The 15,448-nt window shown below is 45.6% G+C and carries 10 protein-coding genes; 8 read left to right on the forward strand and 2 right to left on the reverse strand.

What is annotated here, in order from left to right:
* Positions 1-200: 200 nt before the first annotated feature.
* Complete coding sequence (locus tag FYJ85_RS16865; protein ID WP_154419620.1) at positions 201-2,426, reverse strand: tetratricopeptide repeat protein; 2,226 nt, start codon at positions 2,424-2,426, stop codon at positions 201-203.
* Entirely contained in the window at positions 2,423-5,845 is a 3,423-nt protein-coding gene (locus FYJ85_RS16870) for a hypothetical protein (RefSeq protein WP_154419622.1), read from the reverse strand. Before FYJ85_RS16870 ends, FYJ85_RS16865 begins: the two co-directional genes overlap by 4 nt.
* A gap of 74 nt (positions 5,846-5,919) precedes the next feature.
* Here FYJ85_RS16870 and FYJ85_RS16875 point away from each other — a divergent pair, with 74 nt between their 5' ends.
* From FYJ85_RS16875 to FYJ85_RS16910, 8 genes are all read left to right on the forward strand, one after another.
* On the forward strand, positions 5,920-7,749 hold the full coding sequence (locus tag FYJ85_RS16875) for a tetratricopeptide repeat protein (protein WP_154419624.1): 1,830 nt from the start codon (positions 5,920-5,922) through the stop codon (positions 7,747-7,749).
* 15 nt (positions 7,750-7,764) lie between these two features.
* Positions 7,765-9,306 carry a hypothetical protein gene (locus FYJ85_RS16880; RefSeq protein ID WP_154419626.1) on the forward strand — a complete coding sequence of 514 codons (1,542 nt, stop codon included), beginning with the start codon at positions 7,765-7,767 and terminating at the stop codon, positions 9,304-9,306.
* 16 nt (positions 9,307-9,322) lie between these two features.
* Positions 9,323-9,859 carry a HEAT repeat domain-containing protein gene (locus tag FYJ85_RS16885; RefSeq protein WP_154419628.1) on the forward strand — a complete coding sequence of 179 codons (537 nt, stop codon included), beginning with the start codon at positions 9,323-9,325 and terminating at the stop codon, positions 9,857-9,859.
* Positions 9,860-9,931: 72 nt separating this feature from the next.
* Positions 9,932-10,354, forward strand: a complete 423-nt coding sequence (locus FYJ85_RS16890) for a hypothetical protein (RefSeq protein WP_154419630.1) — start codon at positions 9,932-9,934, stop codon at positions 10,352-10,354.
* Between the two features lie 15 nt (positions 10,355-10,369).
* Positions 10,370-11,998: a hypothetical protein gene (locus FYJ85_RS16895; protein WP_154419632.1), complete on the forward strand. Its 1,629-nt coding sequence runs from the start codon at positions 10,370-10,372 to the stop codon at positions 11,996-11,998.
* A gap of 20 nt (positions 11,999-12,018) precedes the next feature.
* Positions 12,019-12,813: a hypothetical protein gene (locus FYJ85_RS16900; protein WP_154419634.1), complete on the forward strand. Its 795-nt coding sequence runs from the start codon at positions 12,019-12,021 to the stop codon at positions 12,811-12,813.
* A complete protein-coding gene (locus tag FYJ85_RS16905; protein WP_154419636.1) occupies positions 12,814-13,236 on the forward strand; it encodes a hypothetical protein in 423 nt (140 codons plus the stop codon).
* 15 nt (positions 13,237-13,251) lie between these two features.
* Positions 13,252-15,447 (forward strand): hypothetical protein, encoded by a 2,196-nt coding sequence (locus FYJ85_RS16910; protein WP_154419638.1) that lies wholly within the window; start codon positions 13,252-13,254, stop codon positions 15,445-15,447.
* Position 15,448: the final 1 nt, after the last annotated feature.

The following is a 15,448-nucleotide window of genomic DNA, read 5'->3' on the forward strand; positions in this document are numbered from 1 at the left end:
TTTCTCATCGTGTATCCACTAGTCAGAAATAAAACGCAATACCCCGTTCGCTGAACGAAATTGCAAAAGGTGTAAAATTGCCTTACGCTCTAACAGGAAATAAAAGTTCGGCGGAAGCCTTGCTCAATTTTCGACGGGATTCCAGTTCGCAACTATACCTGTGAAGGAGGGGAGGAATTTCAGTGGGATTGCTGGCGCGGCTAAAGAGAATTCAAAATTTCCAATGCGTCATCTTTGTCTGTTTTACTGTTCAGAACTTCCGCATTGAGAATAATAAGCTGTAACAATTCCTTGACTACCGGAGCTTCCGCAGAAGTTGTTTTTCCGTCAAGAGGGACGGCAGTCCAGGCGATGGCAATGGATTTTCCATACTCTTTCGATTTTGCCCAGGACTGTGCCAACTTCAGAACGATCAGGCGCTTTTCCTGGGCGGACAATTTGGTCATCAACAATTCCTGACAACATTTCCGGGTTTCTTCATGAAGCTGCAAGCCGGAAAGAATTTCAGCCTGCAAAATTTTAACTTCTTTGTATTGCCAGACCTCTTCTTGGGCAAGCAGAATTTCACAGCGCTTCAACGCTTCCCGATACTTTTTCTCCTCATATTCAAGTTGTGCCAGTGTTAAAAACAATGCGCAGCGTTCCGGGTGATTATTGAATTCCGAAGCATATTTTACGCCGAATTCCAGCTTCAACTTTCTGTCGTCAAGTCGGGCAAACAGCGCCAGTAGTTCGGAATCGGTGAAATTGCTTCGCTGAAACAATGTCTTAAGCAATACCTTGCTTTGCGGTTCGGTTAATTTCTCGGCGCACTTGGCAATGAGAGTTACTGCCTGGCTTGATTCCAAATGCTTTTTCGCTGCCCAATCACCCAAGGATTGAAACTTTTTCGTTTCCGGCGGATGTTTTTGGTAAAAGTCGAACAGATGCATCGCATACTCCAGCCCCTCGGGATCATCCGAATAATCTCGTAACAGCATTTCGATATAATCAGCCGTTTTTACAGAATCGTTTTCCAACTCGCAGCGGATGAGCAGTTTCAACACGTTGGAACGGTCGGTGTCTTTGTTTGACAGTAACGGTTCCAAACGTTGAATTGCGCCGGAGTAATTTTTGCGGCGCATTTCCGCTTGCCCGGCCAGAATTGATCTTTCTGAATCCGGCGGCAGGATGTCGATCAACGCCAGACATTTCTCATAATTCTGCATCTGGTAAAAACAACGGGCGGCAGAGAATCTTGCTTGCTCCGCCACTCTGATGTTGGCAGTAGCAGAAGCCAGTTTCAGCAGACACTCTGCCGCCTCCTGCTGTTTATCCTGCTCAATCAGCAACTGGGCGCACTGCTGCCCGGCGACGACCGCATCAGGGCTATCCGGTGCCGCATCCAGGAATTGACGGAGCAGCGTTGCCGCTTCTGCCTTCTTTCCTCCTGACAGAAAATTTCGGGCGACATCAAGCAGAAATGCCGGTTCTTCTAAGGGTAATTCCTGAACGATACTCCATGCCTTGTCCAACTCGCCACAAGCGCTCAATGCAACAACATAACGGATTCGCATGGCAGGAACGACATTATTCTCCAAGGCCAATACCACATCATGAAAACGGCGGTGCTGCAACATTTCATCAATCATCGCGGTTTTCATCGCACTTTGCGGTTTGAGAGTGGATGGCAGTTTCAATTGATAACCCAGCAGACGCAAGGTTTCGTGACAATAGTGGAGCCGATCACTCAAAGCCTGAAAACGTGGATCAGTCGGCGAAAGGGTATTCACCACACGGAGAAAATATTTTGCTGCCCGTGAAAAATTGTTGAGCTTCTCGGACTCATCATGACTCCTTACGCCACTGCCGACATATTGATCACCTGCCAGAAGCAGAAGTTGAATGGCTCCGTCCGGCATATTTCTCCTCTGCATCTTTTTGGCGGGATAATAAAGACGTAACGTTTCCAGAATCAGTTTCAACGGTTCGGAATATTCACCGTTCAAGTTATAATTACGGGTATGCAGAAAGACGATTTTCAACGCAGTTTCAGAGTCGCCGTCATCCTTGACACGCTTCAACAACTCCCAGGCGGCATCGGAAAGTTCCTGGTATTCCGGAATGCCCCGTGCTTTCCAATCTTCAGCTCGACGGATCAGCAACGTTGAATGCCCGAGCAGATCGGCCGTCAACCAATTCGGGTGTCTTGCGGTTTCCCTGGCTTGCTTGACGGTTTTTGCGATTTTTTCAGGATCGGCTCCAAGCAGATACTCCTGCATGGCGAGGAGTTTGGTCCGCTGTTTCTCCGAAACTTTTCCATTCAGCAACTCATCAACGGCTTTGCCGCATTTAGCAAATTCTCCGGCAGCAAAAAGCTGTTCCACCGTCTGCAAATCGACGGCAGCCAGCGAGAATGTAAATAAAAGCAGGACGAGATATTTCATTTGCACCACACCGAGATATCGTTGATTTCATAAGAGATGGATTGCAGATTCTTCTCCAGCGTCCGACCGGGTCCGAGAATGCGCAAATATTGCCAGGACGGGATGATTCCATCCAAGGGAATAAACACTTGCTGCCAACGATCTATCGATAAACTGACCGAAAAACATTTTTTGTCGAGAGCAAAACGCATTTGCGTCCAGGGATAACGTTCGTCCTTTTTCACTCCTGATGCTCGCGGAAAAACCCAGAAGGAGAGATAAAGCGCCTCTTCCGGAGCCTGTCCCAGCGCCAGATAGACACTATCGAAACGACCGGGCACATCAGCGTTGACTCGATGAGTAATGACGATACTCTCCTTGTTTCCCGGGGTGAATTTTTCCTCTTTAGTCACCGGAATCCGGCTGAACGAAGCGTTCTGTCCGTAAGCCGCAGCGTATCCTCCGAGACGAAACGAATGCTTCTTCAGCGCCTTTTCACGAAGCGTGTTCTTAGGCGAAGTATAGTCGAACTGGATCTGCGGCCAGATATCTCGCCGTACCACAGGCGGCCGAGTCGGCTCTTTGGCTCCTTTCTTAATCAGGCGTATGACGGTTAACTCAGGAAACGGGCAGGAATAACGGAAGATATTGTTTTCAATATTGATTGATCTACTTTCAGATTGTACTTTTGCAGCCAGCCAGGTAAATGGAGAATTTTCCGGCAGGAAACCTTTTTCAATGATTATTTCGGTCGCACCGTTCCAAGGCACGATGGCGACGACCTCGCCTTCTTCCGGGAACAGAAAACGTTTGGTCACCACCACCGTCGCCACTCCGGGAGCGTTGTATGCAGCGGCGGCATTGCCGAAAAGTTGCGGTTTATCGTCATATTTCGGATAATATTGAGCCGCGAGCTTATGAGGAGTGCCGTCAAAGAGTTTTGCGACTTGCCGCAGAGCCGACAATGCCGGATACTCCGTCCCGAATACCGAGTCGTAAAATCTGCTGCTGCGGGAAATATTCCGCAATTTCACCCCGGAACCGCCGCCGGAAATCCAATCGACAATCTCTCGCCCGGTCTGCTGCAAATAATGTCGCTGATACTCATTGCCCATATGCTCGCTGCCGGAGGCGGTATAGCTGGCGATATATATTTTCTTCGGATCATAAGTTTCGACAGCAGTCATGAGTTGGTGGTTTTTACTTGTCCAGTCGAGGTTGCATATTACCGGCGCATCCGGTTCTTTTGCCGCGAACAATGGGCGGATGGAGGGCTGCAGCTCCGCCGCGTCTTCCGCCAGCAGGTAAAGACGACCGCCGACTTTGTTGATCGCGGTGATCCGGGCGGCGTCGAACGCCAATACCGCCTTGCCGTTGTTGCGCAGCTGCAGGATATTGCCGAACGGTTGCATCACGTCAGAGGGGATGACGATCTCCACCAGTTGTTTATTGCGGAGCAAAATGGAGTTGTACAGTCGTTTCCCGTTGATGACCGCTTCCAGCGACTGATGTTCATCGAATGCCTCTTTTACCGATCCCACCATACCGAGAGTCAAACGCAGATGTCCTTTGAAGCTGCGCGGAATCAGCTCATCCAAAAACAACGCCAAACGCTGATTAGGCTGCAACGTTTGCGGCCAATCTTCAGTTTTCCGGATGGCGACGGTCGAACGCATGCTGGCAAGCTTGGAGAATTCATCTTCGATCTGTGTCAAGGCGTTGTCGGCCGGCCGGCCGTCGAATCGCCCGAATGCAATCGGCTCAAACTCGTTTTCTCCAAGCCCGAGAATTACTCCGGCCAGCGGATCGGCACCTCCGGGCAACCGGGTAATCAGTCCCGCTCCACCAATATCGTAATCGTCGGCACGAGACGCCGCCGTGGAATTTTCCGCAATACTGTAACTGGGCAAATAGCGATAGTAGACTTGCAGCATTAAAGCGCATAAACTGCTTCCGTAGACCGTCAGATCTGTTCTCCCCTTTACTCGGAAACTGGCGTCGCCGCCAGGCAGTGACCAACTGCCGTCGGAATTCTGAGCGGCGAGTAACTCTTTCTTCAAATTTTCGTTCCACTCCTCCCAACGTTTACCGCGCCCTTTTTCTGTCTGAAACAGCGCCTGAGTCTGATAATACCAGCGATAGAGTGGAAATCGACCGCTGTTTTTCCATTTGGGCGGTGCGACTTCATGCAGAATTTTCTCGGCCCGTCGTGCCGGTAAGCTGTTGCCGGAGTTCAAAAGCTGCAACCCCAGCAGGCCCACGGGATTCATGTTGTCGTTCGCGCCAAAGCGTTTCAGATTGATCCCCTGCGAAAAGCCGCCTTTGTCTGCCTGGTGAATTTTGACCAGCGCTTCGGTCGCCAATGAGAGCGCTTTATCCAACCCGTCTGGACGAACTCCCGCGTTGTGCGCAGCCGTCAGCGCCTGAATGTGCCAACCCAGCAGCGAAAGATCGCACCCCGGTTCCCCGATGACGATCTCTTTGAAGAGCGGGTCTTCAAGCTGATCTGCCGTGGGCGGGGCCATTGGGGTATTATCATAATTCAACGCAAAAGAGCCGAAACTGTTCTGCCGCGAAATAATGAACTTCAGCCGTGCCTCCAACGCATGCCGTAAACTAAGACTGCCGCTGACAGCATACCCTTCGGCCAACGCGTAAGTGAGAATTGCGTGGCCGAAACCGTTCCCCGCGTATTCGATATTCTGCGTATTGCTTAGTTCCACCAGAAAATCGCAACCGCGCCGGATATGATCGCCATATTGTTTGGATTGGAAATTCTCTCCATGCGAGAAAAACGCCAGCAAGGCCAGCGAACTCAGCGCTGCCGCATCACCGGTAGCAAAACTCTCTTTGCTGCCCCAACTGCCGTTCCGATTCTGGACGGAAGCGAGATATTTCAACGCTTTTTCCACCGCCGATTCAGTTTGTACGTTTCCGCCGTGACGACGCAGCAGCCGCGAGCGGTTCGCCGCATCTCCACGCCCTGCAAATGAAGCTCCGACCTCTAATCCGGCGGGCAACATACCACTCGGCAATCCGGAACGGATGTTGCTGACTCCGTCAAAGACGGCAATCCCCTGCGCGGTCCGTGCCAACTCGCCAAATCGCTCGGTCGCAGTTTTGTCAGTCATGGACACGCTTCCGGTAATTTGCGATGAAAAGTCACGCATGGCATTTTCTGTTAATTTTTCAGGATTTGCGGGAACAGGTTCACTCGCCGCGCCTCCGGCAGCAAGTGTTTCCGGCACGCTCATATTCTTGATCTCCGGGGGAGAAAAATTACTTATATCCACCGTGATTTCGCTCGGAGCGACCACTTGCGGCGGGGGGCTCTTCAGTAACAGGAACACCCCGAGAATCAGGATGTTAAATGTCAGAGCCACCGCGATTTCCCACGGCACTCTTTTAAGCAGCTTATTTTTCCTGATAAATTTGCCCATTTCTCCATACAATAGCTTGAAAAGTTGATTTTTCCACCTACCTTAAGATGGAAAATGACTGCAAATTATGGAGAATGGCGATGTTTTCCGGAAAAATCCGCTTGGCCACGCTTACCGTATTGCTCCTGAATGGTTCTCTGTTTGCCGTTCCTGATTGGGAAACTGCGGCGGAGCTGCGTAAAAACAACGAAATCGACAAAGCCGAAACCACCCTGAAGAAATATTCCTCCCCTGCCGGATTTGAACAACTCAAACCTGCCGAAAAGATCGAATTTCTACGCGGATTGCTGGAACTGGCGCATATCCGGGCCTTGAACGACGATGTAGTTGGCTCGCTCGCGCTCTTGAACTGGGCAGAGGGACGCTCCGATCCTTATCAACGTTCCATTGCCTGCGTCAAATATGCCGAAATCCTGCTTGATCTCGGCGAATTCGAACGTGCCAGAGGATATCTCGCCAACGCGGATGAATTGATTAAAACTCGTGCCACAAAGAAGGACACTGGAGCTGCCATCGGTCAGGGCGGTGAAAAAGTCGACACCGGCGGCGCCTGGCGTGAGCTTCGCGATGAATCGGATGCCCTGAAAGCCGACATTGAATCCGAAGAGATGAAAAACAAATTCGGTGCAACTTACGGCAGTTATGTCAAACTCAGGAGGTTGCAACAGGTTGTCAAACGTGCCCGCATTCCGCGTTACCGCCAAGAAGCGATGAGGGTCGCCGATGAAATCATCGCCACCGATCCGGCCAGTCAATTCGCGGTGGCGGCGGAATACCTCAAAGGCGAACTCATGGCCTCCCGCCTGACCGAGAACTCGGACAAAAAAGAAATCAGAAAAGCCAAAGACTACCTCGAAAAGTTCGTCAAAGCCCAACCCGAAGGGCTCTATCGCGGCGAAGCGCTGATGCTGTTGGGCAAAATCTCTCTTGAAATCGAGTGGAACGCAAAAGATGCGGAAAAGTATTACAATCAGGCACTGGACTACTTCCGCAAAGCCAGAGAAAAACGCGACGCCCTTAGCCTGTATGCCGCCATCAATGATGACCTCAAAAAGCAAGCGGAACCTACACAGAAGCCGACCTCGCTGAACGAATGGATGCGCACAATCTACCATGACGAAGATCCTCTGAAGCTCTATAATACCGCCAGCGCACCGGTTTGGTATATCGACAACAAAGAGAAAGAATGTGTTTATGCCTGTGGATTTCTCGCTTTTGCGGCGGGGAAATATGACGCGGCGAAAGAATGCTGGGAAAGAGTGAAAGATTTATCCCCGGATGATGCACAGATTCATCCTTTGCTGCCGACAACGGTTTACAAGCGATTGACCAAGGCGTGCCGTTTACAGGCAATGATGTATTGGCCGGAAGAAAAGGCAAACATAAAAAATGCGGATATGCGACTGATGCTTCAACATGCCGAATATTTGGCGTTGCTTGAAAAATGGTCAGAATCAGCAGTTTTCCTTGAAAAACTGAAGAAAAGATGTCGGACAGATGATGAACTGGCCGTTGTCCTGGTTGGTTTGGCCACGGTTCATACATATTGGTTTAACGATCCTTCCTTCACCTATGCGTTTTCCTGTTATAAGACGGTTGTTGAGAATAAAAAATTGTATGGAACTTCCATTCATGGCCGAGCTGTGAAAGAGAATGGAAAATTGTGGCTGTCCGTGGCTCATCAGCAAAAGAAAGCGCTGCCTTTCTTTCTTCAATATCAGAAGATGTATAAAAACGGGCGTTATTTTCGTGAAGTTCGGTTCATGGAAGCAAAGTGTCATCTTGCGGCGGGGAGGCTTGATTTGGCGAAAAAAATTTATGAGACATTAAAGGGAGGAAGTGATTCATATGAACATTTTCTGCTGTCACGAATTAAAAAGTACGAAAACGACAGGAAGAAATAAAAGGGAAAAAGACAAATGTACCATCAGTTGCTGAAGCGAACCTTTTTTCTGATGACACTATGCGGAAGTGTTATGCTATCTGCCGGAGATGATGCGTGGAGCAAGAGCGGCAGCCATTACTCATACACCCGAACAGGAAAAATAGCACCGGAATCTCTTCCTGATGGTGGCATTAAATATACTTTTTCTCTTGGATGTCCAGAATATCCTTTTGATGCCGGAACTGGAAGTTGTACCCCCGGCGATCTTGAATATAGTGGTGGAGCAACCAGCGGTTCGGCAAGCGGAGTGACTGGAACTGTCGAATATGGCAAAGATGAGTTACCTACCTCTGACACCAGTATGTCGATGTCAGGAAAACTCATCCCACCAGAGGGAGCGGAAGGTTCACAGCCCACATGGAGTGCCTCTGCAACGCTTCAATCTCCATTCTGGCTGGAAGCTTCACCGTCAAATATGGTTAAAGCCGGTACGGCAGTAACCATTACTGCTAAAGGCGATCCCACTGAATCTACTTGGACAATCGATGGTACAGATTGGAAAGATCATTCTCAATCTAACAGTAAACCATACAAAACTTCATCTATCACCTTGAATCGTAATATGTGGGATAAACTGAAATGGACGCCCAATCCCCTACCGACCGATTATCTCTTCCCGCCCGCCGGAACGTATTCGATTTCAGCGACCACCACTGAAGAAGGAAGTGCCAGGTCGGCTGGGATAACAGTGACAGTGGTGGAATTAACTTCTCTCTCGGTTGTTGCCGGAGCAACACAGACCAATGTGACTAATACAGCCAACTCCAATAATTGGGCTGCCGTCAAAGGTAATGATTATATTGTTGTTAAAGCGAATATTTCACCGAGTATTCCAGAAGATAAAGTTCCGTCTGACCTAATTCAGTGGACAGGAGGCGAAGCAATTGCGGGACAGCCTTTGCATAGAAGAGTGTCCAAGGCAACATCGCAGAAAACTACAGTGAAAGCGACCTGCGGAAATGTGGAGAAAGAAGTTGACCTGTGGGTAATTTGGGCAAATATCACCATCCATACATCAGGGAAGCAACCTTCTGACGCGAAACAATTAGGCTCAGAGCATGGAGGCACAAATCTTGGTCCGTATGAAAGTTCAACACGGGTTGGAGCATCAATGACATTAGAGGCCACATTGACTCCCAGTGGAATCAATGGAATAGTCAAGACAGGGTGGAAAATAAAAAGGTCCCTTAATTATAGAGATTGGCGCGATGGCATAAAGACTGAGGCGACAAATCAAAATGATGACAGCTATTCTTCATGGGTTGTAGACATTCCTACAACTTCGGACAAAATATACGATACAGATGCCCCCAATCATACTAAAACATTTATTAACTTTGCAGAATCACATAACAATTTCGTTCAGTGGATAGAATGGAATAGCGACAGAGCTTCAGATGATGCAAATTGGTCTGTAGAATATAAATATACAAATGCAGGAGGGGTGTATACGAAAATCTACAATCGCATTAGCACAAACCATATTACGATTCCGCAAAATCCCACAAACCCATAAAACGGTAGAGGTTGTCATGAATTTTAAACATTTTTTAATCACATTGTTCTTGTTTTCTTTCCTTTTTGCCGGAAATATACAAATATGTGGAGGTAATATGATATCAGAGGATAGCAATCTTGCCATTATCAAACAGCGCCAAGCGACAATAGATCAATTGATCAATAATTTTAAAATATCAAAAGACCGAGAATACAAAATTAGCATATTGTACACACTAGGGGAACTGCGAGCGGAAGTGGCTGTCCCACTCTTAATAGAAAATCTTACTTACGGTATTGACGACAGCACCAAACGACTGCCCAAATATCCAAATCCGGCCGCAAAAGCTTTAGAAAAAATAGGGATTCCAAGTATTCAACCTGTATTAGAGTTCATTAAAAGTAACACCAATGACTTCAAATTAGCACTGGCATGTGATACCCTCGTGGGTATAGATGGTTATGATTTAGCAGTATTCTTTTTAAAGAAAGAAATAAGCAAAACGAGAGACCCACAACATTTGGATAATCTCAATAAAGCCGTAAAAATAATAAGTAAGCAAAAATTATAAAGCTAGAAATCATGTCGCCCCCCAAATAGGTGTACTAATTCAAAATACAAGAGTGCTACCTCGCTCAAATAAATGTACAACGTCATCTTCAACAGTGGTTTCATCGGCCTTTTGATCTGGTTGTTACTGTTTGCCGCCTCGACGACAGCAGTAGCTTTGATCATTCGTTGCATATGGATTCTGCGGCAAAAGCGATTCGGCTTTGCCACAAAATTGATGCCGCTGTTGAAGGCCGGAGATTGGGATGACGCATATGCGTTCTGTGAGGCGAATCCTACAGTGACAATGCGAATTGCCGGTACGATTTTACTTACTGCTCATTCCAAAAACAAAACGCAGCGGCAGGAATTGGCAGTTGTGATGTTGGACAAAGAAGTTCGGGCAATATTGCGATGGATGATGTATTGGCCGGAAGAAAAGGCAAGCATAAAAAATGCGGATATGCGACTGATGCTTCAGCATGCCGAATATTTGGCATTGCTTGAAAAGAAGTAAAGGGGAAGAAGACAAATGTACCATCAGTTGCTGAAGCGAACCTTTTTTCTGATGACACTATGCGGAAGTGTTATGCTATCTGCCGGAGATGATGCGTGGAGCAAGAGCGGCAGCCATTACTCATACACCCGAACAGGAAAAATAGCACCGGAATCCCTTCCGGATGGCGGCATTAAATATACTTTCTCTCTTGGCTGCCCGGAATATCCTTTTGATGCCGGAACTGGAAGCTGTACCCCCGGCGACCTTAAATACAGCGGCAATGCAACCCGCGGTCCGGCAAGTGGAGTGACAGGAACTGTCGAATATGGCAAAGATGAGCTACCTACCTCTGACACCAGTATGTCGATGTCAGGAAAACTCATCCCACCAGAGGGAGCGGAAGGTTCACAGCCCACATGGAGTGCCTCTGCAACGCTTCAATCTCCATTCTGGCTGGAAGCCTCGCCGTCTGACATAGTTAAAGCCGGTACAGCAGTAACCGTTACTGCTAAAGGTGATCCCACTGAATCTACTTGGACAATCGATAGTACAGATTGGAAAGATCATTCTCAATCTAACAGTGAACCATACAAAACTTCATCTATCACCTTGAATCGTAATATGTGGGATAAATTGAAATGGACACCCAATCCCGTCCCCAATGGTTATTTGTTCCCACCTGCTGGTACATATACTGTCGCAGCAACCACCACAGAAGAGAAAAATGCCAGATCAGCTGATATTACTGTGACAGTAGTTGATGTCATCTTCGTTACTCCATCAGGCGATCCCGTAACCAATCCCTCAAGTAGTAATGAATTCGTTTTCAATAATGCCGCTTCCGGGGTACTGACGATTACTTTAGCCGTAAAAGTATCACCAGCCGGAGCCATTGATTTGGTCAAAGACAACGCTGTGTTTGAAGTAGATGATATTACTGGTTCTACCAAAACTTGGCATGCTAATAACCCAAACGGCAAAGCTACAGTTTCCGGTGATCAGTTGACTGCAACAGTTACTTTTACGGGACTTCCCGCCAGTAACGACAGCTTTGGTAAGAAAACTGCAAAAATCACCTGTTCCGGTAACGGATTGAGTTTTGAGAAGACCACTGATTATGAAGTGTTTTACAGGGCTACTGCAACTAACCATCCGACTTGTGCAAGTTGTGCGGGATGCCCCAATTGGTTTTATTATTACAAAAATGCATCCGGTGGAGGCTCATATAAATATAAGTCATCAGGACGATCTCAAAGTCTATCTGCTGGTGGAGATTCTACTGTTGAAATTGCTGATGAAGCATATGCAGGTGATGAATATATAACTACATCCATAGTTAACGGGCAACTAGTTGCAACAGGTTGGTCATCCACGATAAAATATTACCCTGTCTTTTGCGGAGTGTTAGCACATGAACGACAACATGCGAATCAACAAACAAATGCAGGCCCCCCCACAGATCGTGATTCTGATCGCTTATCTAATACATTTGAATCGAATACAAGTCAGACAAATCCAGATGATGCAGAAAGCGCAAGTGGCGTTTTGGGGGGTGGCTGGTATGATCGAGAAGTTTATGCGGGCGGTCCTGTTGAACAAGCAGGTATCGCAAGTGCTGATAAATCTAAAGATTGGGCTTATCCTGGTTCAAATTCTCAATAGTTATGACAAGGAGCCAACAAATGAGAAGTAACATGCATATGGTATATATTGTTGGGTTATTATGTTTATCCATCAATCTTTTTGCTAATAGACAGGCAATTATAGGAGAGAATGCAAAAGATTACTCTATTGTATCAACAATATTATGGAAAGATTTAGCAATCACAAAAGATGATCAAAACGAGTTACTGAGAATCTCTAAAACAGATCATGATGACGTAGCCTCATATGCTTTGATTGTTGCAGCAACACGTGAGGTGCCAAACCTTAATGCCATATTACAATCTGCGGCACGAAACGGAGGAAACACGTCCCTTATCGCCAAACATTTTTTCGAATTAAAAGAAAAAGGGGAAATTTTAGAACAACTGGAAAAAGAATTACATAACAAACCTCTTTCGTTGTATTCCGCTCCAACTCCTGACGACTTCTATCGCGATATGATTGTGTTTCGGTTGTTATTATCTGCCAGATCGAAAAACACCGAGCCTGTTATTCCTCCAGGTATTTTATTTGAGGCTAATCAATCCGCATTGTTGAAATACGGCTGGCAACCCGAAAGAAAGGCTTTTAATTATATTTTCCAATTGCTGTTGAAGGAACCTAAGAGATCAGATAAAACAGTTCATTTAATCTTTGCACTATCTGCGTACTCGAAAGTTTTTTTTGATGAAGCAACTAATGCTATAGCAACTTCCAATATTCCTTTGATTACAAAGCAATATTTAATTGACTATCTTATGCAAAATAAATATCGGCTGTCAAAAGAGCAAATAGATAAACTTAAAAAACTTCAGATGCAATTACAACAATAAATGTACAACGTCATCTTCAACAGTGGTTTCATCGGCCTTTTGATCTGGCTGTTGCTGTTTATTACCTCGACCGCAGCAGTAGCTTTTATTATTCGTTGTGCTTGGATCTTGCGGCGAAAGCGGTTCGCTTCCCCTGTAAAATTGATGCCTCTGTTAAAGGCAGGGAAATGGGATGACGCATATGCGTTCTGTGAGGAGAATCCTACTGTGACAATGCGAATTGCCGGTACGATTTTACTTACTGCCCATTCCAAAAACAAAACGCAACGGCAGGAATTGGCAGTTGTGATGTTGGACAAAGAAGTTCGGGCAATATTGCGATGGATGATGTATTGGCCGGAAGAAAAGGCAAGCATAAAAAATGCGGATATGCGACTGATGCTTCAGCATGCCGAATATTTGGCATTGCTTGAAAAGAAGTAAAGGGGAAGAAGACAAATGTACCATCAGTTGCTGAAGCGAACCTTTTTTCTGATGACACTATGCGGAAGTGTTATGCTATCTGCCGGAGATGATGCGTGGAGCAAGAGCGGCAGCCATTACTCATACACCCGAACAGGAAAAATAGCACCGGAATCTCTTCCTGATGGTGGCATTAAATATACTTTTTCTCTTGGATGTCCAGAATATCCTTTTGATGCCGGAACTGGAAGTTGTACCCCCGGCGATCTTGAATATAGTGGTGGAGCAACCAGCGGTTCGGCAAGCGGAGTGACTGGAACTGTCGAATATGGCAAAGATGAGCTACCTACCTCTGACACCAGTATGTCGATGTCAGGAAAACTCATCCCACCAGAGGGAGCGGAAGGTTCACAGCCCACATGGAGTGCCTCTGCAACGCTTCAATCTCCATTCTGGCTGGAAGCTTCACCGTCTGACATAGTTAAAGCTGGTACGGCAGTAACCGTTACTGCTAAAGGTGATCCCACTGAATCTACTTGGACGATTAATAGTACTGATTGGAAAGATCATTCTCAATCTAACAGTGAAAAATATAAAACCTCATCTATTGTTTTTAATCGCGATATGTGGGATAAAATGAAATGGACTCCCAACCCCATACCTAAGAACTATCTCTTTCCATCAGGAGGAAATTATTCTGTTTCTGCAACAACAACAGAGGAGCAGGATCAAAGGAGTGCAAGCATTTCCATTAAAGTATTGGAATTAGTAAAACTTCAATATCGTATAGGATCTTCTGGATCATTTCAAGATTTTGAAGACTACAATGATGATGGAATTCCAGAATTGATAATACCATATTATAATACCATTACTACAGTTGAAGATGAATTAAAAGGAGTATCTAAAAAAGAAATAGAGATTTTCTTTCGAGTTAATTTACAACCTGATATATCAGAATGGCCAAATGACAAACCCACGTGGGAAGGAGCAACAGTTTCTTCGGCAGATCGAACTATAGCTAGCAAAAAATTTAATAACAAGGGAACTACGACAATCAAAGTAAAATATGATGCATCATATGCAATTTCTGCCGATGTTCATATTGTAAAGGTCCATTATACTAAGGATGGAACTGAATATGGATTTGATGCCCCATATTCTGCTCATCCGAATGATTATCAAACTTATGTTTCTGTGGATAAATCAGAAACAACAAGTGTCAAGCTAAATCTTGATCCTAAGCCAAGTAATTTGACTTTTTACGCTCAAACAGCAGATAAAACTAAATTTAAAATTGGAACTGATGAGAAAAAAGAAATTGCTTCAGGAACAGAAGTGATAAATATCGCAGGAATGAATCCGGCTGGCAATAATACAGACTCCACAATAAAAATATATGTACAACACTTAACAGATCAAGCTAAAAATTATACTTTCCCTGATATGATTTCTGTTTTACTATTTAAGAAGAAAGAAATTCCAAACTGGTACATTTACCGTGTAAAACCAACCTCCAGCGCTCCTAATGTCGCAACAGGATTAACATCAAGTAATTTAAAAAACTATGCTAATAATGTTGTTAAATCCGCAGTTGCTGAATTTGATAATGTATATGTTTCTCCTCAACTAGTTATACCATTTGATATAAACGGCAATGGCGCATTGGATTGGTATTATGATGGAGGAAGCCAACCAGAACATTCTATTATTGCATCATCCCCCAATATTACAGGCGATCCCAAGTTGGTAATTGTTTCTGCTGTAAATTTTGCTTGGAGAACAACAGCAGATGCGGCCATTGGGGATACTTCCGTAACTTTACAAGGAAACTATTATATTAGTTCCTGGATTAATCGTAGTTACACATTTGGTGTTGGTGCCAATGCCGAAAATGTAACTATTACTGGTGTTTCTGGAAACGTCATAACGTTTGGAGCCCCCTTGACTAAAAACCATCCCTCCGGAGAAACTGTCTTTGCTTCTTTTGCAGGAGGGGTTTCTGCTGATCCTCAAATTGTACTTGATAGTAGTAATGCTGATAGAACTTCTTTGCATGAAACTTTGCACAGAGGAAATGTTGGAAATTTATTAGATATTTCAGATAGAGTTGAAAATATCATGCTTTACTATATACCTTCAGCCGGAGGTGATGTAATATTGCGGCATCGGTCACAGAAACTGCATTATAGCAACTCTCGTGAAAATCAGTGGAGTAAATTTCCAAGATAAG

The organism is Victivallis lenta (assembly GCF_009695545.1).
In the GTDB taxonomy this organism is placed as follows: domain Bacteria; phylum Verrucomicrobiota; class Lentisphaeria; order Victivallales; family Victivallaceae; genus Victivallis; species Victivallis lenta.

Excerpts from the sequence above, each read along its gene's own strand:
- FYJ85_RS16865 (WP_154419620.1), bottom strand. The coding sequence starts at position 2,426 with ATGAAATATCTCGTCCTGCTTTTATTTACATTCTCGCTGGCTGCCGTC.
- FYJ85_RS16870 (WP_154419622.1), bottom strand. The coding sequence starts at position 5,845 with ATGGGCAAATTTATCAGGAAAAATAAGCTGCTTAAAAGAGTGCCGTGG.
- FYJ85_RS16875 (WP_154419624.1), top strand. The coding sequence starts at position 5,920 with ATGGCGATGTTTTCCGGAAAAATCCGCTTGGCCACGCTTACCGTATTG.
- FYJ85_RS16880 (WP_154419626.1), top strand. The coding sequence starts at position 7,765 with ATGTACCATCAGTTGCTGAAGCGAACCTTTTTTCTGATGACACTATGC.
- FYJ85_RS16885 (WP_154419628.1), top strand. The coding sequence starts at position 9,323 with ATGAATTTTAAACATTTTTTAATCACATTGTTCTTGTTTTCTTTCCTT.
- FYJ85_RS16890 (WP_154419630.1), top strand. The coding sequence starts at position 9,932 with ATGTACAACGTCATCTTCAACAGTGGTTTCATCGGCCTTTTGATCTGG.
- FYJ85_RS16895 (WP_154419632.1), top strand. The coding sequence starts at position 10,370 with ATGTACCATCAGTTGCTGAAGCGAACCTTTTTTCTGATGACACTATGC.
- FYJ85_RS16900 (WP_154419634.1), top strand. The coding sequence starts at position 12,019 with ATGAGAAGTAACATGCATATGGTATATATTGTTGGGTTATTATGTTTA.
- FYJ85_RS16905 (WP_154419636.1), top strand. The coding sequence starts at position 12,814 with ATGTACAACGTCATCTTCAACAGTGGTTTCATCGGCCTTTTGATCTGG.
- FYJ85_RS16910 (WP_154419638.1), top strand. The coding sequence starts at position 13,252 with ATGTACCATCAGTTGCTGAAGCGAACCTTTTTTCTGATGACACTATGC.